A 25,067-nucleotide genomic window follows, 5' to 3' on the forward strand; every position below is an offset into this window, starting at 1 on the left:
GGTAGAATATGAGAGAAGAAATTCTTCGGTTATTAGAAAAAAATAGCAGAATAGATATTAAAGAGATTGCTATTTTAGTTGGAAAGACAGAAGCTGAAGTGGCAAATGAAATAGCACAGATGGAAAAAGAGGGGATTATAAGAGGTTACTATACTTTGATAAACTGGGATAATACAAATGATGAAAGAGTATCAGCACTTATAGAAGTTAAGGTAACACCGCAAAGAGGAATTGGGTTTGATAAAATTGCTGAGAGAATCAGTAAATTTGATGAAGTAAAATCAGTATATCTTATGTCAGGTGGATTTGATTTTACAGTAATATTAGAAGAAAAGACAATGAAAGAAATTGCTCAGTTTGTTACAAGTAAATTATCTACTTTAGATGAAGTGTTAAATACAGCAACACATTTTGTATTGAAAAAATACAAAGATTACGGTGTGACAATGATGGAAGAACATAAAGATGAAAGGATGTTAGTGACGCCATAATGAAAAATCCAATATCAAATGTAGCAATGAATATGCAACCATCAGGAATAAGAAAGTTTTTTGATATCGTTAGTGAAATGAAGGATGCTATTTCACTTGGCGTTGGAGAACCGGATTTTGACACTCCATGGCATATTCGTGAAGAAGGAATTTATAGCTTAGAAAAAGGAAGAACATTTTACACATCTAATGCGGGACTCATGGATTTGAGGAATGAAATTTGCAATTATCTTGATAGAAAATTAGGATTACAATATGATCCTGCTAAAGAAGTGGTAGTTACAGTAGGTGGAAGTGAGGCTATAGACATAGCGATAAGAGCTATGATTAATCCGGGAGATGAGGTGTTAGTTCCACAACCGTGCTTTGTATCATATGTCCCTTGCGTTCAGTTAGCGTATGGCGTGCCTGTAACAATTGATTTAAAAGAAGAGGACGAATTTAAATTAACAAAAAAATTGTTGCTAGAACATATAACAGACAAAACAAAATTGCTTGTATTACCATTTCCCAATAATCCAACAGGAGCAACTCTTGATAAGCATGAATTAGAAGAGATTGCTCAGGTTTGCATTGAAAAAGATATATATGTATTATCAGATGAAATTTATTCAGAACTTTCATATAAAGAAAAGCATATTTCAATCGCATGTATACCAGGGATGAAAGAAAGAACAGTTCTCATAAACGGATTTTCAAAGGCTTATGCTATGACAGGATGGAGATTAGGCTATGCGTGTGCACCGCACGTTATTATGGAGCAGATGATTAAACTACATCAATTTGCAATTATGTGTGCACCGACAGTAAGTCAGTATGCAGCAGTTGAAGCTTTGAAAAATGGTGACAGAGATGTCGAAAGAATGTGTGAGTCATATAATGAAAGAAGAAGATTTGTTGTTTACAGACTTAGAGAAATGGGCCTTGAATGTTTTGAACCTTATGGAGCATTTTATGTATTCCCGAGCATTAAGAAATTTGGAATGACATCAGAAGAATTCGCAACCAGATTATTACAGGAAGAAAAGGTTGCTGTAGTTCCAGGCGATGCATTTGGAAAATGCGGGGAAGGATATTTAAGAATATCTTATGCATATTCTATTGATAGCCTAAAAACTGCATTAGACAGAGTTGAAAAATTTGTCAAAAAACTGGAACAAAAATAAATGATAATTATTTAGAAAAAGTTGCGATATAAGTAATTGTTGAAAAACTCCAATATAAAAATTAAAATTATAATGCCAGTAATTATAAAAATACAATGTAAATAATTTATTGGAAGTAACGTTATAAGTAATTATCAAATTCATATTTTTATAAATAAAAAATAGCAAATCATAATTTGAAGAATTTGCATTGAAAGAGGGAAAAGATGAATATCGTTTTATTAGAACCTGAAATACCACAGAATACAGGAAACATAGGAAGAACATGTTGCGCCACAGGAACAAAACTACATTTAATAGAGCCTATGGGATTTAAAATTAATGAAAAATCAGTTAAAAGAGCCGGAATGGATTATTGGGAACATTTAGATGTTACAATCTATGAAAGCTATGAAGACTTTTTGGAAAAAAATCCAAATGCGAAAATATGGATGGCAACAACTAAGGGACCAAACAGATATAGTGATGTTAAATTTGAAGAAAATGATTACATCATGTTTGGAAAAGAAAGTGCAGGGATACCTGAGGAAATATTAGTTGAAAATCAGGAACATGCAATACGAATCCCAATGAATCCACAGATTCGTTCATTGAATCTTGCAAATTCAGTAGCAATCGTATTATATGAAGCTTTACGTCAGAATGATTTTGCAGGAATGCAAATGGAAGGACATTTGAGAAAATACGATTGGAAATAATAAAAATTGACATATTTTAATGCCGAAAGTTAAAAAAATCTACAATAATAGCAGGAAAACTGTTGTTTTGTAGGTTTTTTTTGGTTAAAAACGATTTTAATAAAGTTACCGTATTTTAGGACTAAAATTCGTATTAAAATATATCAAATTCCACATTAAAATTAGTCGAATATTTTTGAATCAAACCATTGCAAAACAAATAATTAAGTGATATATTAGTCTCGATTAGTGGAGACATTATGTGTTTTTGTTGTACTTTTTATAGAAGAAACAAGTAAAAAAAACGCATTTTGCCATAAAAATAACATACATGGAGGTTTATAGATGGAAACTTTAGAATGTATTAAAACAAGAAGAAGTGTCAGAAAGTTTAAGACAGATTCAGTAAGTAAAGAAACAATTGAGAAACTTGTATTGGCAGCATCATATGCACCTTCATGGAAAAATACTCAGACAACAAGGTACATTGCTATAACTAATGAAGAAGTTAAGGCAAGATTAGCAACAGAATGTTGTGCAGAACACAACGCTCAGATAATCAATGGAGCCCCTTTACTTATAGCAACTTTAATTGTGGACAAGCGTTCAGGATTTGAAAGAGATGGAAGCTTTTCTACATCTAGAAAGGATGCATGGCAGGCATTTGACAATGGTATTGCAACACAGACTCTTTGCCTTGCGGCAAATGACCTTGGATTAGGAACGGTTGTTATGGGACTTTATGATATAGATAAGGCCAGTGATATAATTGGAGTTCCTGAAGGTCAGCTTTTAATGGCTTTAGTTGCTGTAGGATATCCGGATGAGAAACCGTCTGTACCGAAGAAGAAGACAGTAGAAGATTTATTGAGTTACTGTTAATAAAAGCACTAATATGTTAGAAAAGCGCAAGCTTTTATATATTTATTTTTAGGAGGAAGAACAAAAATGAGAGAAGAATGGACAGGATTTAGCAATGGCGCATGGACATCAGAAGTCAACGTTAGAGATTTTATCCAGAAAAACTACACACCATATGATGGTGATGCTAGTTTCTTAGCAGGACCAACACAGAACACAACCGATTTATGGAATCAGGTACTTGATCTTCAGAAGAAGGAAAGAGAAGCTGGTGGTGTTCTTGATATGGATACAAAAGTTGTACAGACAATCACATCACACGGTGCAGGTTACTTAGACAAAGATAAAGAAACAATCGTAGGTTTCCAGACAGATAAGCCTTTCAAGAGAGGTCTTCAGGTTAACGGTGGTATCCGTATGGCTATGAAAGCTTGCTCAGATAACGGCTATGAAGTAGATCCGGAAGTTGTAGATTTCTACACAAACTATAGAAAGACACATAACGCAGGTGTATTTGATGCTTACACACCTGAAATCAGAACATGTAGAACAAACCACATCGTAACAGGTCTTCCTGATGCTTACGGACGTGGACGTATCATTGGTGACTACAGAAGAGTTGCATTATACGGTGTTGATACACTTATCGTAGATAAGGAAGCTCAGAAGGCTGCTACACCTACAGAAATGAGACCGGAAGTTATTCGTGATAGAGAAGAATATTCAGAACAGATTAGAGCTCTTAAGGAATTAAAAGAATTAGGTAAGATTTACGGATTCGATATTTCTAGACCAGCTCAGAATGTACAGGAAGCTATTCAGTGGATGTACTTAGCATACTTAGCAGCAGTTAAGGAACAGAATGGTGCAGCTATGTCACTTGGACGTACTTCAACATTCATCGATATCTATGCGCAGAGAGACTTAGAAAACGGTACATTTACAGAAGAACAGATTCAGGAATTCGTTGACCACTTCATCATGAAGTTAAGATGCGTTAAGTTCGCAAGAACACCTGAATACAACCAGATTTTCGCTGGTGATCCAGTTTGGGTTACAGAATCAATCGGTGGTGTAGGTATTGACGGACGTCATATGGTAACAAAGACATCATTCAGATACCTTCATACATTAGAAAACTTAGGTGCAGCTCCAGAACCAAACCTTACAGTACTTTGGTCAACAAGACTTCCACAGGAATTCAAGAAATACTGTGCTAAGCTTTCAATTGAATACTCATCAATGCAGTACGAAAACGATGACTTAATGAGAGTATACAATGGTGATGACTACGGAATCGCTTGTTGTGTATCTTCAATGAGAATTGGTAAAGAAATGCAGTTCTTCGGAGCTAGAGCAAATCTTGCTAAATGTCTTCTTTACGCTATCAACGGTGGTGTTGATGAAAAGACTAAGGTTCAGGTAGGACCTAAGTACAGACCAATTACATCAGAATACCTTGATTATGATGAAGTAATGGAAAGATACGAAGATATGATGAAATGGTTATCAGGAGTATATGTAAATGCTCTTAATATCATTCATTACATGCATGATAAATACTCATATGAAAGAATCCAGATGGCATTACATGATGCTCACGTTAAGAGATGGTTTGCAACAGGTGTTGCCGGACTTTCAGTAGTAGCAGATTCACTTTCAGCTATGAAATATGCTAAGGTTAAAGTAATCAGAGATGAAGACGGATTAGCAGTAGATTATGAAGTAGAAGGTGACTTCCCTAAATATGGTAACGATGATGACAGAGTAGATAGCCTTGCAGTTATGATTGTTGACAAATTCATGGGCTACTTAAGACAGCACTACACATATAGAGATAGTATCCCAACACAGTCAATTCTTACAATTACATCAAACGTAACATATGGTAAGAATACAGGTAACACACCTGATGGAAGAAAAGCTGGACAGCCATTCGCTCCAGGTGCTAACCCACTTCACGGAAGAGATACTCATGGTGCAGTTTCATCACTTGCATCTGTAGCTAAGATTCCATTTGAAAACGCTAGAGATGGTATCTCAGATACATTCACAATCATCCCAGATGCTCTTGGAAAAGATTGTGACGTATTCACAGGTGATCTTGACGCTGACGAACTTGGTCTTGATATCGACGATCTTATCAAGTTACAGCAGTAATAAAAAATAAAAGGAAATGATTCAGAATGACAACAGGAATAATTCATTCAACTGAAAGCTGTGGGACAGTAGATGGACCTGGCGTAAGATTTGTAGTGTTCTTCAAAGGGTGCCCAATGAGATGTGCATATTGCCATAATCCGGACACATGGACTATGGAGGGCGGTACAGAAATGACTGTTCAGGAGCTTCTTGACGAATACCAAAAGAAAGCACCATTTTATAAAACCGGAGGTATCACCGCTACAGGCGGTGAGCCAATGGTACAAATAGATTTTCTTACGGAACTGTTTGCCGCAGCGCATAAAAAAGGAATTCATACCTGTCTGGATACATCAGGTGTAACATTTAGACCTGATAATCCGGAAAATCTGAAAAAAGTAGATAAATTACTTGAAGTAACCGATTTGGTTATGCTGGATATAAAACACATTGATCCGGAAGAACACAAAAAGTTGTGCAAACAGCCAAATGATAATATTTTGGCATTTGCAAAATATCTTAATGATAAAAAGATTCCAATATGGATAAGACATGTTGTGGTTCCGCATATTACAATGAACAAAGAATATCTTTATAAGTTAGGTCTATTTATAGGAAAACTTGAGATGGTTAAGGCATTAGATATTTTACCATATCATGATATGGCTAAACCAAAGTATGCAGAGCTTGGGATTGATTATCCATTAAAGGATATAGAGCCAGCTACTAAAGAAATGGCTGTAGCGGCTAGAAAAATAGTGTTACAGGGATTTAGAGAATCCAGGATAAAATTATTAGAAGAGAAAAACAAATAGGAGGTAGAGAAAATGGCAGCAAGTGCAAAACAGATTGATAATTTAGTTTCATTAATAGATGGATATGCAGAGGAAGGCGGATATCATCTTAACGTTAACGTATTAGTTAGAGATACATTACTTGATGCTCAGCAGCATCCAGAAAAGTATCCACAGCTTACAATCCGTGTATCAGGATACGCTGTAAACTTCATCAAGTTAACAAAAGAACAGCAGGATGATGTTATTAGCAGAACATTCCACGGAAATCTCTAAGATTAAGTTGGATAGTTTACTAAATAACTATTAAATAAGAGACTGATTGTATTTAATGGTAATGAATTACCGTTATAAAACAATTGGTCTCTTTTAAATTATTAGATGCAGTGCATATAAAATTGTGCTATAGTGATATAAAGCGTCCAAAAGACGATAAAATTCGTGATATGATATCATGGAAATTTAATATAATCATAAGGATGAATGATATGAAGTTATTAGAGGAAAGAATCAGAAAAGATGGAATACTTAAAGAAGGCAATGTATTAAAAGTTGATAATTTTTTAAACCATCAGATGGACATTGAATTATTTAATGAAATGGGAAAAGAATGGAAGAAATTATTTGCAGACAAGAATATTAATAAGGTGTTAACAATTGAAGCTTCAGGAATAGGAATTGCTTGTATTGTAGCACAGTATTTTAATGTACCGGTCGTATTTGCTAAAAAAGCACAAAGTATTAATATTGATGGTGAAGTATATTCAACTAAAATAGAATCATTTACTCATAAGAAAGTTTACGATGTAATCGTTTCAAAGAAATATATAGGACCTGAAGATCATGTATTAATTATTGATGATTTCCTTGCTAATGGATGTGCACTTCAGGGATTAATTCAGCTTGTCGAAGACGCGGGTGCTACAGTTGAAGGAATTGGAATTGCTATTGAAAAAGGATTCCAGCAAGGTGGAGAAATAATAAGAAATAAAGGAATTAAATTAGAATCATTAGCTATTGTAGATGGAATGAATCCTGAAACTGGAGAAATAATATTCAGAAAACAGAAACAAAGTTATTAGCCGGAAGTAAATACATTCTGGAAAACCGAAATAAGTGTGTTTCAGACTTTTGGTTCTGACGTTACTAAAAATATAATAAAAAGAGGCGATAGATATGCACAACATAGTTTCAAAATTATTAATTTACGGAAATATGCCGGAAGATTCGATATTAATGGAATTGAGTAATATTATAAGAGAATATAAGGGTGAGAATTACAAGAAGGATGAGATTATTACGAGAATATATCATCAGATAAAGAGAATTCTTGAAATTTCAACAGATTATGCGTTTGATAAGAATTTATGGCATAATTATCTTACATATTTACTTATTACAAATGAAAATCCATTTAGTTTGACTTGTGAAAAGGTAGGAGCAAGTGATGGAAGTGTAAATTATTTCGCAAAAAATGATTTTAAGCAGTTCAAAAAATTGTTTGATTATGATTTTGGACCTATGGAAGAAGAACTTGGAATTGATTGCTTTTCAAGAATTGAAAATTATAAGGCTATAGGTAAACCTGAATTAATGTACAATAAAAATGTAAGCGAAAAGGTTAGAGCGTTAAGTGAAAAATTGGAAAACACAAAAAATGAAGATGAATTTTTTACATGTGTTACTGATTTCTACAAAGATTATGGTGTAGGAATGTTTGGACTTAATAAGGCATTTAGAATTAGTGACAATGACGGCAAATTACAATTTCATGCTATTAATAATATGGAACAGGTTGCATTGGATGACCTTGTAGGATATGAAATTCAGAAAAAGAAACTTGTGGATAATACAGAAGCATTTGTACAAGGAAGAAAGGCAAACAACTGTCTTTTATTTGGTGACAGTGGAACAGGAAAGTCAACAAGTATAAAGGCTATTGTTAATGAGTATTATGACAAGGGTCTTAGAATGATTGAAATTTATAAACATCAGTTTAAAGACCTTTCGAATGTAATAGCAAGTATTAAGAATAGAAATTATAAATTTATTATTTATATGGATGATTTGTCATTTGAAGAATTTGAAATTGAATATAAATTCCTTAAAGCTGTAATAGAAGGTGGCGTTGAAACAAAACCGGAAAATGTATTAATATATGCAACATCTAACAGACGTCATTTGATTAAGGAAACATGGAATGACAGAAGCGATGTCCAGGTGGATAACGGAATGCATAAATCAGATACAATGGAAGAAAAACTTTCTCTTGTAAACAGATTTGGTGTGACAATTAATTATTCTAAACCAAGTCAGAAGGAATTCTTTAACATTGCAGTAGAATTATGCAGAAGAGCTGGAGTTACAATGAGCGACGAAGAGATAAAGGCTGAAGCAAATAAGTGGGAATTAAGCCATGGTGGTATCTCAGGAAGAACAGCGCAACAGTTTGCAAATTATCTTGCAGGACAGCGGAAATAATAAGCAATAGTAGTAGGTGGTTTGGGAAAGTATGGTGATTTGATGAAAGTATATAAATTCGGAGATATTCCTGTCGGAGTAGAAACAAGAGGTGTTTATTTTAATGATAATTGTATTAATTATTTAGCTGAAAAAGCAAAACCGGAGTTTGTAATAAAGGCTACAGACAAGGATTTGGAATTCGAACAGATGCAGTCAGAAGATGATCAGACTTATCCTAAATCCTATTTGGAATTTATAGCTTTATATAGAAAGTTTTGTGAAAAAGCGATTGATTATGGGGTTATTCTAGTTCATGGAAGTGTGCTTGAAATTGATGGAAAGGCATATATGTTTTCGGCTCCAAGTGGAACAGGAAAATCAACTCATGCTAAATTATGGAGAGATTGCTTTGGAGACAGAGTGACTATGATAAATGATGACAAGCCGCTAATTAAATTTAGGGAAGATGGAATATATGCGTATGGTACGCCTTGGGATGGAAAGCATCATTTATCAACTAATATGAAAGCAAAACTTGCCGGGATTTGTTTCTTGCATCAGGCTAAGGAAAATCATATAGAAAAAGCAACAAAGGAGAATGCAGTTAAGCATCTTATGAACCAGGTGTATAGACCAAGAGATATTATGGCAATGAGCAAGACATTAGAATATGTTGATAAAATTGTTAATGAGATTCCGATATACGAAATGGGATGTAATATTTCAAAGGAGGCAGCTGCTGTTGCATATGATGCAATGAAGGATGGAACACTGTAGTATGGAAGATAAGAAAATAGAAGATATTATTAAAGAAAAAGGTTTCTATGTCGCGACAGTAGTTGGAGACAGTATGATGCCAATGTTACATAATAAAAAAGATTTGGTGAAAATTGTTCCGACTGATTCTATTTTAAAAGAGAATGATATTCCGTTATATAAACGACCTACAGGAGAGTATGTTCTACATAGAATAATAGCTGTGAAAAGGCAATATTACATTATTTGTGGCGATAATAGAACCCATAAGGAAAAAGTTCCTTTTGATTGGATTGTGGGCGTTTTGGAAGAATTTGAAAGAAATGGCGCAACATACAAAACAGATAATGCAGAATATTTAAATTATGTGGATAAAATGCGGAAAACTTTTTGGAAGAGAAAGTTAAAAAACATAGTAATAAAAATTAAGAGAAAAATAAGAGGAAAATGATGAAAAAGAAAACTTTATTGATAACAATGGTTTTGACAATTGTAATGTCTACATCAGTATTTGCAGCAGGAGGAGACAATTATGGAGAAGATATTTTTGGAACAACATCTTCCCGAGTAACGACAACTAAAGCGAGTGCGACAGAAAAGACAACTGATAAAGAAAATATAAAAAATAATGTTGAAACATGTGCTGCACAAAATAGCACAGAAAATAAAAATATATTAAAAAAGGCTAAGATTGTAAGTATTAAGAGAGTTAATGGAAATAAAGCCAAAATAAAATTAAAGAAAATTGATAGTGCATCAGGTTACCAGCTATGTTATTCTACAAATAAAAAGTTTAAAAATAACAAAAAGGTGTCTGGCTCTAAATTGTCATACAAGTTAAAGTTAGTGAAAAAGGGGAAAAAATACTATGTAAAAGCAAGGGCATTTTCCTTAAGCAATAATAAAAAGGTGTATGGAAAATGGAGCAAAGTTAAAAAAATATAAAAAAAGTAAAAAAGTGCTTGCAAAGGTTACTGCTTTATGATAAAATTATTTCCGTTGCAAGAGCAATGGCCCATCGCCAAATGGTAAGGCACTGGACTCTGACTCCAGCATTTTCAAGGTTCGAATCCTTGTGGGCCAGTTAAAAACCACTTCATAATGAAGTGGTTTTTTTAGCTTTATGATTATGATACATGTTTATTATTTGCAACCAGCCGGATTGTATAAATAGAAGTTCTTTTTATTATTTAAATCATCTAAAACCATTCTGAGAGCTTCACCAAAACGTTGGAAATGAACAATTTCCCTAGCTCTTAAAAATCTTATTGGGTCAGCAACCTCATTATCCTTAACTAATGTCAAAATATTGTCATAAGTAGTTCTCGCTTTTTGTTCAGCAGCCATATCTTCAAATAAATCAGTAATTGGGTCGCCTTTTGATTGAAATTCACATGCATTAAATGGGATGCCTCCAGCAGCTTGTGGCCATACGCCTAAAGTGTGGTCAACGTAGTACTTTTCGAACCCTGCAGTGTCTACCTCGTTGCAAGGAAGATCCTTGGTAAGTTGATGAACAATGGTTCCAACTATTTCTAAATGTCCAAGTTCTTCAGTTGCGATATCGTTTAAAAGTCCTGCAACTTTAGGATTAGACATAGCATATTTTTGTGACATATAACGCATTGCAGCGCCTGCTTCGCCGTCAGGACCGCCATACTGAGATATTATTACCTGTGCAATTTTGGGGTTCCTAAATTTTATATTTACCGGGTACTGAAGTCTTTTTTCATAACTATACATTAGCAATTACCTCCTTCCCATGGTAAAGGGGAATCGTTCCAATTCCAATAATCCTTAACATCAACGTCGTAGGCTGTAATGGGACCAAATTCCCTTGTATATTCATCTACGGCATCCATTCTTATTTTTTTAACTTTCTTATAATATTCAATCGCTTCAGAGCAACTGGGATGAGTATCTAAAAATAATTTTACGTCATCCATTGCAAAACTTGCCTGATTAATTATTTTCATAAGTTTTAAACGATTTGCATTATTCTTCATTTCTACCCCTCCATGGTTTATTTAAATCTTTAAATATGGTTCCGCATTCAAATGCATCACACATATCGAAAAGTTCACCCCATTTTTGCCATGGAACAAATGCCATAGCCGGATTCATTTTATCAACATGATCAGTTCCTATGTCACAACCATCTTTATGACAAGGGCATGAATTCATTTCTTTATCATGTTTATCGCCTTTTTTATCCGGACCAGCATTTTTGCATAAAGAACAAGGCTGATTCATATTTCCATGCATTTGGTTGCGACCACGGTACATATTGTTCATTCGTGCCTGATTGCCACATCTGCAGGGAGGTATTTGGTTAGAATGCATATTACAGTTTGTGCAGTTCATTTATACACCATCTTTCTAATGTTTACATTAGTATTTTATGCAAATAAAAATAAAAAGTTCTGAATATAGATATAGTTTTTTGTCACAAATTCGTTTATACTAGAAATAGTTTGACTTTTTAGGAGGAAATTATGAGAAATTGTTTAGTTGCCCAGTCGGGCGGACCAACAGTAGCAATAAATGCAAGTCTTGCAGGAGTTATACAGGGAGCTATTGATAGTAAAAAATTTTATAAAGTATATGGTTCGATTAATGGAGTTCAGGGGCTTTTAAATTCAAGACTTATGGATTTGACACATAAAGTTGAGACAACGCCTATGTTTATAGAATTATTAAAAAAATCACCTTCAATGTATTTAGGGTCATGTCGTTATCAGTTGCCTGATTATAAAGAGGATGATACACCATATGCGTACATCTTTAAAAAATTTGCCGAATATGAAATAGATGCATTTTTCTATATTGGTGGAAATGATTCTATGGATACAGTTGATAAATTAAGCAAATATGCATTAGCAATAGGAAGTGATATTAAGATAATTGGAATTCCTAAGACAATCGATAATGACTTATGCGTAACAGACCATACTCCGGGATATGGTTCAGCAGCTAAATATATTGCATCAACATTACTTGAAATAGGTCATGATACAAGCATATATCCAATTAATAGTGTTACTATTGTGGAAATTATGGGAAGAGATGCAGGGTGGCTTACAGGAGCAGCTGCATTGGCAAGAAACACATATAATGATGCACCGCATCTTATTTATTTGCCGGAAGTAGCTTTTAATAAAGATGAATTTATTGAAGATGTAAAGGCTGCTATGGATAAATATAATAACGTTGTAGTTGCTGTTTCAGAAGGAATAAAAGATGCAGATGGGAATTATATAAGTGCGACAAATGCTGTTGAAGATACATTTGGACACAGTCAGTTAAGTGGAACAGGGAAGTGCCTTGAATATATTGTGAAGGAAAGCATTCAGGTAAAAGTACGTTCAGTTGAAATAAATATTTTACAAAGAAGTGCAGCTCATATGTCATCAATTACAGATATAGGTGAAGCATTTAGATTAGGAAGACATGCAGTTGAATGTGCAATTGCAGGAAAGACAGGAATAATGGTTACAACTATTAGAAAAGATAATGAGCCTTATTCAGTAGATATGGGTGAGACTCCTGTTGAAAATGTAGCAGGACTTGTAAAGCATGTACCAAGAGAATGGATAAATGAACGTGGAAATAATGTTACACAGGAATTTATAGACTATGCATATCCCTTGATTTTAGGGGAGCCGGTTGTTAAATATCAAAGAGGAATACCTGATTATCTTGATATATCACATTTATTCCCTAATAAATTTGACAATTAAAGTTAAAAAATATAATAAAAATATTTTTTAAAAATGAAAAAATGGGTAAGTTTAAAATAAAAAAATACTTATCCGTTTTTTGATAAAAATTCAAAATATAACGTGTATAAAAGGTTTGATAAAATAAGGCAAAATAATTAAAAAGAAGGAAAAAGTAAAAACGTTTTTAGAAAAACTAAAAAAAGAGTACTTTTAAATTAAAGTGAATACTTTTTATGACAAATTTTATGTGGTATATTTAAATTGGTATAATGGCTATTTTTGAATTGATGAAATTTACAGATAGCATACAATATAAAATTAGGAAAAGGAGAAAATAAAGAATGAAAGGGTTTAAAGAAAAATTATTAACTGGAACATTAGCATTTACAATGGTATTAACTAGTGCAGCAGTTCAGTTTAATACAACAGAGGTTAAAGCAGACACTGCAGGAAGTGATTACAAACTCGTATGGAGTGATGAATTTAATGGGACAGCTCTTAATACAGACAACTGGACATATGATTTAGGAAATGGAGGATCAAATGCAGGTTGGGGAAATAATGAAAAAGAGTATTACACAAACAGAACAGATAATGTCTATGTATCTGATGGAACATTAAAGATTACAGCATTAGAACAGAAATTTAATAGATATAATTATACATCAGGAAGAATCAAGACAGCAGGAAAACAGACTTTTAAATATGGACGTATGGAAGCAAGAATAAAACTTCCATCATTAAAAGGTGTGTGGCCGGCATTCTGGATGCTTGGAGTTGATCAGAAAGGATGGCCATGGTGTGGGGAAATTGATATTTTAGAAGCATGGAATACAGATAATTTCGCACAGGGAGCTTTTCATTGGAATACAGGTGGAGAAAGTAATGCATATAGTCCAAATTATATTGCAAGACAGCTTAATGCAAGGTATACAGCATATAATTGGTACGATAAAACACAGTGGCATATTTATGCAGTTGAATGGAATGATAAGAAAATAAATTATTTTGTAGATGATACATTATATTTTTCAGTTGATGTTACAAGTGCAGATAAAAAGGATGAAGCATCTAAGTATTATTATTTCCTTTTAAATGTGGCAGTAGGTGGAAATCTTCCGGGAACAACTCCTACATATAACACTTTACCTGCGACAATGGAGGTGGATTATGTAAGAGCTTATCAGAAAACAAGCGATCAGGGTGGAAATACAGCTACATGGACTGAACAAGGCGAGGTGCCTATACATACAGTTACATTTAAAGATGAAAATAAAGTAATGAGTACATTTACATGTTATGATGGTGAAACTCTTGAAATCCCAAGTGTATATGCCGGAGAAAATGGTTTTGAAGGCTGGTATACAAGTGATAATCAGAAAGCAATTAACACTATGAGAGTTAGAGGCAGTATTGAGTTGACTGCAAAATGGTCAGTACCACATAAGGTTGAACAGGATATTACAGATAATAATAGAGATAATAATAGAGATAATAATATAACTACTATGCCTTCAGTAAAAAAAGCTGTTATAAAGTCAGCCGTAAAGAAGAAAGGAAAAGCTGTCATCAAAATTAAAAAGATAGCTAAAGTTTCAGGTTATCAGTTGAATGTGGCACAGAATGTTAAATTTAAAAAAGTAAAAACTATAAATACAAAGAAAACAACTGTAATTGTCAAAAAAATAAAGTCAAATAAGAAATATTATGTTAGAGTCAGAGCTTATAAAGTAGTGAATGGTACTAAAGTATATGGAAAATGGAGTAAAGTAAGAAAAGTAAAATAATCTTTTGATATGTTCTATAATAAAAATTATGCTAAGAGCAAAATAAAAACATAGAAGTACAATTTAAAAGTAGGAGAACATTATGAGAAAATTAATGAACAAAGTAATAGGTACAACTCTAGCAATAGCGATGGTTGTTACATGCATGCCGGTGGCAAATGTAAAAAATGTTCATGCAGCAGAAAAAAAGAATACAGCATATAAGCTTGTATGGAGTGATGAATTTAATGGAACATCACTTAATATGAATAACTGGAATTATAATATTGGAAATAGTGGAACAGACGGAAAAAATCCAGGCTGGGGAAACAATGAATTAGAATATTATACAGATAGTGAAAAGAATGTAAGTGTTTCAGACGGAACATTGAAAATAACAGCAATTGAAGAAAAAACAGTTGATCCAAAAAATTCTAAAGTTACATATTCTTATACATCAGGTAGAATAACAACAGCTGGAAAACAGGATTTTCAGTATGGCAGAATGGAAGCAAGAATAAAACTTCCATCATTAAAAGGTGTATGGCCGGCATTTTGGATGCTTGGAGTTAATCAGAAAGGATGGCCATGGTGTGGAGAAATTGATATTTTGGAAGCGTGGAATACAATTAGCTTTGCACAGGGAGCTTTCCATTGGAATGCAGGAGTTGGAGATGACAGTCCATATGATAACAAATATGTTTCCGGTCAGTTGAATGCTTCATATTCAAGATATAACTGGTATGACAAAACGCAGTGGCACATTTATGCAGTTGAATGGGACAATGAATATATACATTATTTTGTAGATGATGTTGAATTTTATAAAGTAAATATTTCAACAGCAGATAAAAAAGACGAAGGAATGAAATCATATTACTTCTTATTGAATATGGCAGTTGGAGGAAATCTTCCGGGAGTAGCACCTGATGCAGGAACACTTCCGGCAACAATGGAAGTAGATTATGTCAGAGCATATCAGAGAACAAGTGATAATGGAACCAATTCGGCAAAATGGACAGAACAGAATCAGGTTCCTACATATCAGATAACCATGAAAGATGGAAAGAAGACTGTGTCAAATGTTAATGCATATGACGGAGAAACACTTGATTTGCCTGTTTTAACAAAAAAAAGATATACATTTAACGGCTGGTACACAAGTGACGGAAAAGAAATAACAGAAAAGTACAGAGTAAGGCAGAATACAACTATAGTAGCTAAATGGACAAAGGTAACTGTAAAGCAGCCTAAATTAACAAAATTAGTTAATAAAAAGAAAGGCACTATTTATGCTAAATATAGTATAAAAGGAAAAAAAGCAGATAGTCCAAAGGGTTACCAGATAAAATATGGAACAAACAAAAAGTTGAAAAAAGGAAAAGTTACTTCAACAACTTCAAAAAATATTACTATTCCATTTTTGAAATCAGGTAAGACTTATTATGTTAAGGTAAGAGGCTATAAATTGGATTCAAAAAACAAAAAAGTATTTGGAAAATGGAGTAAAATAAAATCAATTACCGTAAAATAAGAAAAAACACAGGGTAAAATTAGTAAAACTAATGGTTTTAAATAAGAAATATGTTTGCAATACTCTGAAAATGGGGTATAATAAACACGGTTAGAAAAAATCTCTATAAATATAAAACATACGGAGGTACAATATGTTAGTTTCAGCAAAAGAAATGTTAGAAAAAGCAAAAGCAGGTCATTATGCTGTAGGACAGTTCAACATCAACAATCTTGAATGGACAAAGTCAATTCTTTTAACAGCAGAAGAATTAAAGAGCCCTGTTATTTTAGGTGTATCTGAAGGTGCAGGAAAGTACATGACAGGATTTAAGACAGTAGCTGCTATGGTTAAGGCTATGGATGAAGAATTAGGAATTACAGTTCCTGTAGCTCTTCACTTAGATCACGGAACATACGAAGGATGTTATAAATGTATTAAGGCAGGATTTACATCTATTATGTTTGATGGTTCACATTATCCAATTGAAGAGAACATTGCTAAGACAAAAGAATTAGTAGCAGTAGCTCATAATATGGATATGTCAATTGAAGCAGAAGTTGGTTCAATTGGTGGTGAAGAAGATGGAGTTATCGGAAGAGGCGAATGTGCTGACCCTGATGAATGTAAGGCAGTAGCTGATCTTGGTGTAGATATGCTTGCAGCAGGTATCGGTAACATTCATGGAAAATATCCTGAAAACTGGGAAGGACTTAGTTTTGAAACTCTTGATGCAATTCAGCAGAAGACAGGAATTATGCCATTAGTTCTTCATGGTGGTACAGGTATCCCAGCAGATATGATTAAGAAAGCAATTGATCTTGGTGTATCTAAGATTAACGTTAATACAGAATGTCAGTTATCATTTGCTGATGCAACAAGAAAGTACATCGAAGCAGGAAAGGACTTAGAAGGAAAAGGATTTGATCCTCGTAAGTTACTTGCTCCAGGTGCAGAAGCTATTAGAGCAACAGTAAAAGAAAAAATGGAATTATTCGGTTCAGTTGGAAAGGCTTTTGAATAGGCATATAACAGACCGGGCATCCTGAAATATATTTTTAGGAAGCACATAATATTAGTAACAATGGGCTCCTGCTTGAAGCGGGAGCCTTTAATAATATTTAGGATTTAAAAGAGTATTTTATTGTATGAATAGAAAAGAATTTGTAGATAATAAAATAGAAAATAATATCAAAATAAGAGATAATAAAATAGATGATGAATTAAGGATAGGATTTGATTCTGAAAAGAAAGAAAATACTGAAAAGAAAGAAAATACTGAAAAGAAAGAAAATACTGAAAAGAAAGAAAATACTGAAAATAAGAAAAACAAAATATCAGGAATTGCATATAACATAGTGAGGGTAATAGCATTTACCGTTGCCGGTATAGCATTTGGATATGCATCATATGAATTGATGGATTCATATTTGGATTATACAGCAGCTCAGGAAAAATATAGTGCAGTTGATGAAATGTTTAATCAGATACAGAGTACAGAACAGACGGCAGATACGTCAGATACAGCTCAGACAGCTAGTAGTGCAGAATACCAGGGAACAATAACCAAATGGGTATGGGACTATGATGCAATGTTAAAATATAATGATGAGTCAAAAGGATATATTAAACTTGATGGCACAAGAATTCAGTACCCTATAGTTCAGCATAGTGATAACGATTATTACTTGGTAAAAGGTTCAGATAAAGTGGCAAATGGTGGTGGAGCTATTTTTATGGATTCACGTTGTGGAGGACTTGATGCCAGAATGAGTGTTGTGTATGGACACAACATGATGGATGGTTCAATGTTTCACGACTTAATGAAATTTTCAAAAGAAGATTTTTGCAAGAAAAATCAGACATTTGATGTTTATGTGGGACATCGTCATTATATTTATCACGTATTTTCATCATTTAGAACTAAGGCAGATAATGAAGATATATATAAGTTTGGCTTTAAAGATGATGATGAGTTTGCTAAATGGATTAAGAAGACTTATGACAAGAGTAATTTCAAGTATGACAGTAAAATGCCAGGTGTATCAGACAAGATTTTGATATGTTCTACTTGTGTGGATAACAATGGTAACAGAATGGTTGTATGTATGTACAGAGGGGAAGAAGTAGTAGATTAGTGTAAGCTAACTTAATTTTATTAAGTAATACTTAAAAAAATAAGGGATTTTAGGGAATGGTATTGATTTTTATTAAGAAATAGTGTAACTTATATATCGACGAGGGAAACCTCACCGCTAAATGAGATTAAGAACAAGGGCGTTCTTCAAAGAATTATTTGGAGAAGAGCCTTTTTTTATTACAAGGCTAAAGACATATAGAGTGGACAGAGTAAATGCCTTTTTAAATTAGCGGAATGAAAAATAGTTAAGTATAGAAAGGAACAGACACTATGGGAGTTAATGTATCAGAAGTATTTGGACAGAATGTATTCGATGAATCAGTAATGAAGAATCGTTTACCTGAAGCAACTTACAATGAAATTAAGAAAATTATGCACGAAGGTGGAGATATCACAATGGATATCGCAAACATCGTTGCACAGGCTATGAAGGAATGGGCTGTTGAAAAAGGTGCTACACATTATACACATGTATTCCAGCCATATATCATTTCAGTAGGAGCTGAAAAACATGATTCCTTCGCATCATTACCAACAGATGGTAAGATTGATAATACATTTACAGGAAAAGATTTATTAATGGGAGAACCTGATGCATCATCATTCCCATCAGGTGGATTGAGACAGACATGTGGAGCAAGAGGTTATACAGCATGGGATGTTACATCACCTGCTTACATAAAAGATGATACACTTTGCATTCCAACAGCATTTTGCTCATACACAGGTGAATCACTTGATACAAAGACACCTTTACTTAAAGCAATGCATGCAGTAAGTAAATATGGTATAAGACTTTTAAGATTATTAGGAAATACAACATCAAGAAGAGTTCTTTCATATGTTGGTCCTGAACAGGAATATTTCTTAATTCCTGAAGATTTATATGAACAGAGACCTGACCTTAAATTCTCAGGACGTACACTTTTCGGTGCTATGCCTCCAAAAGGACAGGAAATGTCAGATCAGTATTTTGGTGATATTAGAGAAAAAGTTAAGAAATTTATGTCAGACGTTGATGAACAGTTATGGAAATTAGGAATCACAGCAAAGACACAGCATAATGAAGTTGCTCCTTGTCAGCATGAAATTGCACCTATTTTCTCAGTTTCAAATGTAGCATTAGATAATAACTACTTAGTAATGAACGTATTAAAGAAGACAGCTAAGAAGTATGGATTAGTTTGTTTATTACATGAAAAACCATTTGATGGAATTAATGGTTCAGGTAAACACAACAACTGGTCACTTACAACAGATGACGGAATTAACTTATTCAAACCAGGTAAAGAACCTGAAAATAATAAAGTATTCCAGTTAGTACTTGCATGCCTTATGTCAGCAGTTGACAAACATGCAGTATTGCTTAGAACAGCCGCTTCTAACACAGGTAACGATCACAGATTAGGAGCAAATGAAGCACCACCTGCAATCATTTCTATTTATTTAGGAGATCAGGTTGGAGATGTAGTAGATCAGATTATTAAGAATGGAAAAGCTACTTCAAGCCTTCATTCAGGTGTAATTGATTTTGGTATTAACAAACTTCCTGTATTAGAAAAGGATCCTACAGATAGAAACAGAACATCACCATTTGCATTTACAGGTAACAGATTCGAATTCAGAATGGTTGCTTCATCAAACTCAATTGGTGATACAAATACAGTACTTAGTGCAATGATGGCAGAAGCATTTGCAGATGCAATTGATGCTCTTACAGGTGCAGAAGATTTAGATAAAGCTGTAGAAGAATATACAGTAAAACTTATGAGAGAACATGAAAGAATTATCTTCAACGGAAACGGTTATTCAGCAGAATGGCCTGTAGAAGCTGAAAAGAGAGGACTTCCAAACTGCAAGTCTATCGTAGATGCAATTCCTTCATTAGTAGCTGATTCAACAGTTAAGATGTATGAAAGATTCAATATTATGTCTAAGGCAGAACTTGAAGCTCGTAAGGAAATCTTATTTGAACAGTATGCAGGAGTAAGAAATATCGAAGCTTTAACTATGATTGATATGGCAAGCAAGATGTTTATCCCATCAGTTGTATACTATACAAAAGAACTTGCTGATACAGCAATTGCAGTAAAAGAGGCAGGAGCAGATGCTTCAACTCAGATAGAATTATTAAATGCTGTAACAGCTAAGTTAAATGAAACTAAAGCAGGATTAGAAGACTTAAAGAAGGCAACAGCTAAGGCTCAGAGCATTGATAACAATCAGGAAAAGGCAGAAAGCTACAAGTCAGAAGTAATGGCAGCAATGGCAGAACTTAGAAAACCTGTAGATGAACTTGAAATGATTGTAGACAAAGAAGTATGGCCGGTACCTTCATATGGAGATATTTTATTCTACTAAAATCAAAAACTAAATATGATAAATAGCGAAAGTGCACCGAAAGAATGAAAACTTCCGGTGCACTTTTGATTTGAGTGGCAAGCAGCGCGAGCGTAAATTTCAATAAATATATCAGGGCCTTTCAGCCTTATTTGAAGAAAACAGAAATTAATCCGTTTACAATAATTATTAAAGTTATCAAAGGTAAAATCCATTTACAATAAATACGTATTTTATTTGGAACCTTAAGTCCTGAGCCTAAATTAACCTCAGCAATGTAATTATCCCATCCCCATCCATATTTGCTTGTACAGAATAAAGTGTAAATCAGGGAACCAATTGGAAGAATTAAATTACTAATCATAAAATCTTCTAAATCTAAAACACTAGTTCCATCACCTAAAGGATGAAAACCTGATAGCAGGTTAAATCCTAAAATACAAGGAAGAGATGCTAATATAATAACAATAGTATTTACAATAGCTGTTTTCTTTCTGGACCATCCCCATAAATCCATGCATGAGGACATAATGTTTTCAAATACTGCAATTACAGTTGAAAAAGCGGCAAATGCCATAAATATAAAGAAGCAGCTTCCCCATATTCTTCCGCCGGGCATTTGAATAAATATATTAGGTAAAGTAACAAAAATAAGACTAGGTCCCTGATCTGGGTTAACTCCAAATGCAAAGCATGATGGAAAAATAATAAGTCCTGATACAATTGCTACAAAAGTGTCTAAAGCGACAATGTTTATTGATTCACCTAATAGGCTGCGGTCCTTGCCCAAATAACTTCCAAAAATTGCCATAGAACCCATTCCTATACTAAGTGTAAAGAATGCCTGATTCATAGCAGCAACAATTACATTTACCAATCCGATTTCTTTTATTCTATTAAAATCAGGAACAAGATAAAAATATAATCCTTTATCAGATCCATCAAGGAAAATACTGTTAATGGCTAAAACTACCATAATTATTAAAAGTGCAATCATCATTGTTTTTGATATTTTTTCAACACCATTTTGTAAGCCTAAAGAGCATACAAGGAAACCAAGGATAATAACAATTACAGTCCAGAAAATCATTTCTGATGGAACATTAAGCATATCAGAAAAATGAGCCTGCACATCTGCTGTAGTAGCGTTTGTAAAATCACCTTTTGCCATGTCGAAAAAGTATCGTAACATCCATCCGGCAACAGTAGTGTAAAACATCATTAAAATATAATTTCCAGCCATTCCAACATATCCATGAAGATGCCAATATTGCCCTTTCTTTTCCAATGCCTTAAATGAACGTGAAATGCTTTGCTGACTTGCACGCCCGACAGAAAATTCCATAGTAAGAATAGGTAAGCCTAAAATTACTAAAAACAAAATGTAAAATAGTACGAAACATCCGCCTCCATTATTACCTACAACGTAAGGAAAGCGCCACACATTGCCAATTCCAATGGCGCATCCAGCAGAAATAAGGATGAAGCCAAGTCTCGATTTAAATTTTTCTCTTTCCATTAAATACCTCGATTCTATAGTGGTTCTTGCATCATATTAAAGAAATTAAAAGAATTTGTCAATTTAACGTGTTAGTGCATTAAAATTATATAAAAATATTTAGTAAATTTTGAAGAAAATTATTGTAAAATAGGGGAGTGTAAAGCCTTTCTTAGTTGAAATGAACAAACAATTGTTGTAGAATTAAGTGGCGTGTAAATACTAAAAATGAATAAAAAAGAAAAGTACTAAATTTTGATATTCATAATCTTATATTAATAAGAAATACAGATAGCAAAATTAAATTTTCCATACTTAATTTCAGTATTAAATTTAATAATATATAGAATAGAAAGGAGGAGCATCATGTTAGACGAGTTAGATGAATTAGTGAAAAAAGTAATTGAACTAATTGAAGATAAGAAATATGTACTAGTAAAAAAAGAGTTTGCTGACATGAATGAGGCGGATATAGCTGAAGTATTAGAAGAACTTCAGGAAGAACTGCCAACACAGGAATTTATAAGGGTATTCCGATTGCTCCCCAAAGATATAGCGGCAGATGTATTTGCTCATCTTCCTGTAGAAATTGAGCAGTATATAATTAATTCCCTTACAGATAAAGAAACAACAAACATTATTGAAAACATGTTTGCTGATGATGCTGCCGATTTGATGGAAGAAATGCCGGCGAGTGTTGTAAGAAGAATTTTGGCATTGGCTTCGGATGAAACACGAAATGATATAAATCATTTGTTAAAATATCCGGAAGATTCTGCCGGTAGTATTATGACAGTCGAATTTGCTGACTTGAAGGAAAACATTACTGTAAAGCAGGCGTTAGAAAGAATTAGAAAAATAGGAATTGATAAGGAGACAATCAATACCTGTTACGTACTTGATTTGCAAAGGCATTTGGTAGGATCGGTAACACTTAGAACTTTGCTTCTTGGCAATCCTGATGCTATTGTAAGCGATATAATGGATGAAAATGTGATTACTGTAAGTACGTTAGATGATCAGGAAACTGTAGCCAGACAATTCCAAAAATATGACTTTATGGCAATGCCTGTAGTAGATAGTGAAAACAGACTCGTTGGTATTATTACAGTCGATGATATTTTGGAAATTATTGAAGAAGAGGCAACAGAAGATATGGAAAAGATGGCAGCTATTTTACCATCTGACAAGTCATATTTTAGAACGGGAATATTTGAAACATTTAAATCAAGAATTCCATGGCTTCTTATATTAATGATATCAGCTACAATTACAGGTACAATAATAGACAGTTTTGAAGCAAAACTTGCAGGAATTACAGGATTAGTTGCTTTTATACCTATGTTAATGGATACCGGTGGAAACTCAGGTGGACAGGCATCAGTAACTATCATTCGTGCAATATCTCTTAATGAAGTAGAATTTAAAGATATATTTAAAGTAATATGGAAAGAAATAAGAGTTGCAGTTTTGTGCGGCTTAACATTAGCGGTAGTTAATTTTATAAGAGTTTTAATTATGAATGCTTTAGGAACAGGAATTACTCACGAAGCTATAATGGTAAATATTACTGTGTGTATTACACTGTGTATTACGGTAATGTGTGCTAAGTTAGTTGGATGTATGCTTCCAATATTAGCAAATCAGTTGGGATTTGATCCGGCAGTAATGGCTAGTCCGTTTATTACAACAATCGTGGATGCTATTTCACTTGTATTATTCTTAAAGATTGCAACATTTATGTTAATGTGATAAAGTTTTGTATTGAAAAACCAAAGAGAGATACAAATACTTGTATCTCTCTCGGGTAAATTTATTCTAATAAAAAAAGGGAGGAGAATCGACTCCTTAGCCGATTCACGAATATGCCTGATGCATATTCAAAATTATGAAAAAATATGAAAAAACGAGTAACAAAATCAGTAACAACTGTTTTTGTTTACAATATATATACTAAAGTTAAATCGTGAAAAAATGATGTTTTCAATGTGAAAGTATATTTAATTTAGTATGAACAAAATATGAACGGAGGAAAGACAATGGCAGACAAGAATCCAATAGTAACAATTGAGATGGAGAATGGAGATATAATGAAAGCTGAATTATATCCTGAAGTTGCTCCTAATACAGTAAATAATTTTATCAGCCTTGTAAAAAAAGGCTTCTATGATGGAATAATTTTTCATAGAGTAATTGAAGGATTTATGATTCAAGGTGGAGATCCTGAAGGAACAGGAATGGGTGGCCCGGGATACAGTATTCAGGGTGAATTCAATTATAATGGTTTTGCAAATGACCTTAAGCATACACCGGGAGTGTTATCTATGGCTAGAGCAATGGATCCGGATAGTGCAGGATCACAGTTCTTTATTATGCATGAAGCCGCACCACATTTGGATGGACAGTATGCTGCATTTGGAAAAATCATCGAAGGAATGGATGTTGTTGATGCAATAGCAACAACAAAGACAGGTGCGATGGACAGACCTGTTAATGAACAGAAGATGAAAAAGGTCACAGTTGAGACATTTGGTGTTGAATACGACGAACCTGAAACATACTAATATTAATTTAGTGAATTATAAAAATGTAATGGTTATATACTAAAAATAGAATTGAATTTAGTTAAATATCATTTAATATATCAATTATATATGGAAAGTATTGAATTATAAAAGAGTTAATATTACAATTGGTTTGTCAGAAAGACCTTGGAGAGGGTCTTTAAAAACTACTAC

General features: G+C 33.4%; 24 protein-coding genes and 1 tRNA gene. 21 read left to right on the forward strand and 4 right to left on the reverse strand.

Annotated features, from left to right (window positions below):
- Positions 1-8 precede the first annotated feature (8 nt).
- The 13 genes from DWX29_RS01345 (at position 9) to DWX29_RS01405 (ending at position 10,434) form a co-directional block, all read left to right on the forward strand.
- Positions 9-491, forward strand: coding sequence for an Lrp/AsnC family transcriptional regulator (locus DWX29_RS01345; protein ID WP_117908485.1), 483 nt, complete (start codon positions 9-11; stop codon positions 489-491).
- Positions 491-1,657, forward strand: coding sequence for an aminotransferase class I/II-fold pyridoxal phosphate-dependent enzyme (locus DWX29_RS01350; RefSeq protein WP_118565006.1), 1,167 nt, complete (start codon positions 491-493; stop codon positions 1,655-1,657). The genes DWX29_RS01345 and DWX29_RS01350 overlap by 1 nt, the downstream gene beginning before the upstream one ends.
- Before the next feature lie 206 nt (positions 1,658-1,863).
- Positions 1,864-2,355: a tRNA (uridine(34)/cytosine(34)/5-carboxymethylaminomethyluridine(34)-2'-O)-methyltransferase TrmL gene (gene trmL / locus DWX29_RS01355; RefSeq protein WP_022088684.1), complete on the forward strand. Its 492-nt coding sequence runs from the start codon at positions 1,864-1,866 to the stop codon at positions 2,353-2,355.
- Between the two features lie 324 nt (positions 2,356-2,679).
- Positions 2,680-3,216: a nitroreductase family protein gene (locus DWX29_RS01360; RefSeq protein ID WP_022088683.1), complete on the forward strand. Its 537-nt coding sequence runs from the start codon at positions 2,680-2,682 to the stop codon at positions 3,214-3,216.
- A gap of 66 nt (positions 3,217-3,282) precedes the next feature.
- Positions 3,283-5,355, forward strand: coding sequence for a formate C-acetyltransferase (pflB, locus tag DWX29_RS01365; protein ID WP_022088682.1), 2,073 nt, complete (start codon positions 3,283-3,285; stop codon positions 5,353-5,355).
- 26 nt (positions 5,356-5,381) lie between these two features.
- Entirely contained in the window at positions 5,382-6,152 is a 771-nt protein-coding gene (gene pflA / locus DWX29_RS01370; protein WP_022088681.1) for a pyruvate formate-lyase-activating protein, read from the forward strand.
- A 12-nt stretch (positions 6,153-6,164) separates the two neighbouring features.
- A complete protein-coding gene (gene grcA3, locus DWX29_RS01375; RefSeq protein WP_022088680.1) occupies positions 6,165-6,407 on the forward strand; it encodes an autonomous glycyl radical cofactor GrcA3 in 243 nt (80 codons plus the stop codon).
- 212 nt (positions 6,408-6,619) lie between these two features.
- Positions 6,620-7,213: a xanthine phosphoribosyltransferase gene (locus tag DWX29_RS01380; protein ID WP_118565007.1), complete on the forward strand. Its 594-nt coding sequence runs from the start codon at positions 6,620-6,622 to the stop codon at positions 7,211-7,213.
- A 94-nt stretch (positions 7,214-7,307) separates the two neighbouring features.
- Entirely contained in the window at positions 7,308-8,612 is a 1,305-nt protein-coding gene (locus DWX29_RS01385) for an ATP-binding protein (protein WP_117908491.1), read from the forward strand.
- Positions 8,613-8,633: 21 nt separating this feature from the next.
- Entirely contained in the window at positions 8,634-9,371 is a 738-nt protein-coding gene (locus tag DWX29_RS01390; protein WP_147339779.1) for a hypothetical protein, read from the forward strand.
- Position 9,372: 1 nt separating this feature from the next.
- Positions 9,373-9,801, forward strand: coding sequence for a S24/S26 family peptidase (locus DWX29_RS01395; RefSeq protein ID WP_022088676.1), 429 nt, complete (start codon positions 9,373-9,375; stop codon positions 9,799-9,801).
- A complete protein-coding gene (locus tag DWX29_RS01400) occupies positions 9,801-10,295 on the forward strand; it encodes a hypothetical protein (protein ID WP_118565009.1) in 495 nt (164 codons plus the stop codon). Before DWX29_RS01395 ends, DWX29_RS01400 begins: the two co-directional genes overlap by 1 nt.
- A gap of 66 nt (positions 10,296-10,361) precedes the next feature.
- Positions 10,362-10,434 (forward strand) — tRNA-Gln (locus DWX29_RS01405).
- Between the two features lie 59 nt (positions 10,435-10,493).
- Here the strand turns inward: DWX29_RS01405 and DWX29_RS01410 are convergent.
- Genes DWX29_RS01410 through DWX29_RS12890 form a run of 3 tightly spaced genes read right to left on the reverse strand, consistent with a single transcriptional unit; the run spans position 10,494 to position 11,645 of the window.
- Entirely contained in the window at positions 10,494-11,093 is a 600-nt protein-coding gene (locus DWX29_RS01410; protein ID WP_117908498.1) for a manganese catalase family protein, read from the reverse strand.
- Positions 11,093-11,356 carry a spore coat protein CotJB gene (locus DWX29_RS01415; RefSeq protein ID WP_022088615.1) on the reverse strand — a complete coding sequence of 88 codons (264 nt, stop codon included), beginning with the start codon at positions 11,354-11,356 and terminating at the stop codon, positions 11,093-11,095. The genes DWX29_RS01410 and DWX29_RS01415 overlap by 1 nt, the downstream gene beginning before the upstream one ends.
- Positions 11,346-11,645, reverse strand: coding sequence for a spore coat associated protein CotJA (locus DWX29_RS12890; RefSeq protein ID WP_243002989.1), 300 nt, complete (start codon positions 11,643-11,645; stop codon positions 11,346-11,348). The genes DWX29_RS01415 and DWX29_RS12890 overlap by 11 nt, the downstream gene beginning before the upstream one ends.
- A gap of 200 nt (positions 11,646-11,845) precedes the next feature.
- Here DWX29_RS12890 and DWX29_RS01425 point away from each other — a divergent pair, with 200 nt between their 5' ends.
- The 6 genes from DWX29_RS01425 to DWX29_RS01450 all read left to right on the forward strand — a co-directional run bounded on the left by DWX29_RS01425 (position 11,846) and on the right by DWX29_RS01450 (position 20,852).
- Positions 11,846-13,090, forward strand: a complete 1,245-nt coding sequence (locus tag DWX29_RS01425; RefSeq protein ID WP_118565010.1) for a 6-phosphofructokinase — start codon at positions 11,846-11,848, stop codon at positions 13,088-13,090.
- Positions 13,091-13,413: 323 nt separating this feature from the next.
- Entirely contained in the window at positions 13,414-14,859 is a 1,446-nt protein-coding gene (locus tag DWX29_RS01430) for a glycoside hydrolase family 16 protein (protein WP_118565011.1), read from the forward strand.
- 82 nt (positions 14,860-14,941) lie between these two features.
- Complete coding sequence (locus DWX29_RS01435) at positions 14,942-16,372, forward strand: family 16 glycosylhydrolase (RefSeq protein WP_022088611.1); 1,431 nt, start codon at positions 14,942-14,944, stop codon at positions 16,370-16,372.
- A 133-nt stretch (positions 16,373-16,505) separates the two neighbouring features.
- Positions 16,506-17,375: a class II fructose-1,6-bisphosphate aldolase gene (gene fba, locus DWX29_RS01440; RefSeq protein ID WP_022088610.1), complete on the forward strand. Its 870-nt coding sequence runs from the start codon at positions 16,506-16,508 to the stop codon at positions 17,373-17,375.
- 124 nt (positions 17,376-17,499) lie between these two features.
- Positions 17,500-18,489 (forward strand): class B sortase, encoded by a 990-nt coding sequence (locus DWX29_RS01445; RefSeq protein ID WP_118565012.1) that lies wholly within the window; start codon positions 17,500-17,502, stop codon positions 18,487-18,489.
- Between the two features lie 272 nt (positions 18,490-18,761).
- Positions 18,762-20,852, forward strand: coding sequence for a glutamine synthetase III (locus tag DWX29_RS01450; RefSeq protein WP_118565013.1), 2,091 nt, complete (start codon positions 18,762-18,764; stop codon positions 20,850-20,852).
- Between the two features lie 127 nt (positions 20,853-20,979).
- Here the strand turns inward: DWX29_RS01450 and DWX29_RS01455 are convergent, their stop codons facing one another.
- Positions 20,980-22,350: a sodium-dependent transporter gene (locus tag DWX29_RS01455; protein WP_022088607.1), complete on the reverse strand. Its 1,371-nt coding sequence runs from the start codon at positions 22,348-22,350 to the stop codon at positions 20,980-20,982.
- A gap of 345 nt (positions 22,351-22,695) precedes the next feature.
- On the opposite strand from DWX29_RS01455, the gene mgtE reads away from it, so the two are divergent.
- Together mgtE and DWX29_RS01465 are read left to right on the forward strand one after the other, a co-directional pair.
- Positions 22,696-24,081 carry a magnesium transporter gene (gene mgtE / locus DWX29_RS01460; protein WP_117908510.1) on the forward strand — a complete coding sequence of 462 codons (1,386 nt, stop codon included), beginning with the start codon at positions 22,696-22,698 and terminating at the stop codon, positions 24,079-24,081.
- Positions 24,082-24,368: 287 nt separating this feature from the next.
- The gene (locus DWX29_RS01465; protein ID WP_118565014.1) at positions 24,369-24,893 is read left to right on the forward strand and encodes a peptidylprolyl isomerase; all 525 of its coding nucleotides are present in this window, start codon (positions 24,369-24,371) and stop codon (positions 24,891-24,893) included.
- Positions 24,894-25,067: the final 174 nt, after the last annotated feature.

The sequence above is a fragment of the Eubacterium sp. AF19-12LB genome (assembly GCF_003479125.1).
Taxonomy (GTDB): Bacteria; Bacillota; Clostridia; order Lachnospirales; family Lachnospiraceae; genus Eubacterium_U; species Eubacterium_U album.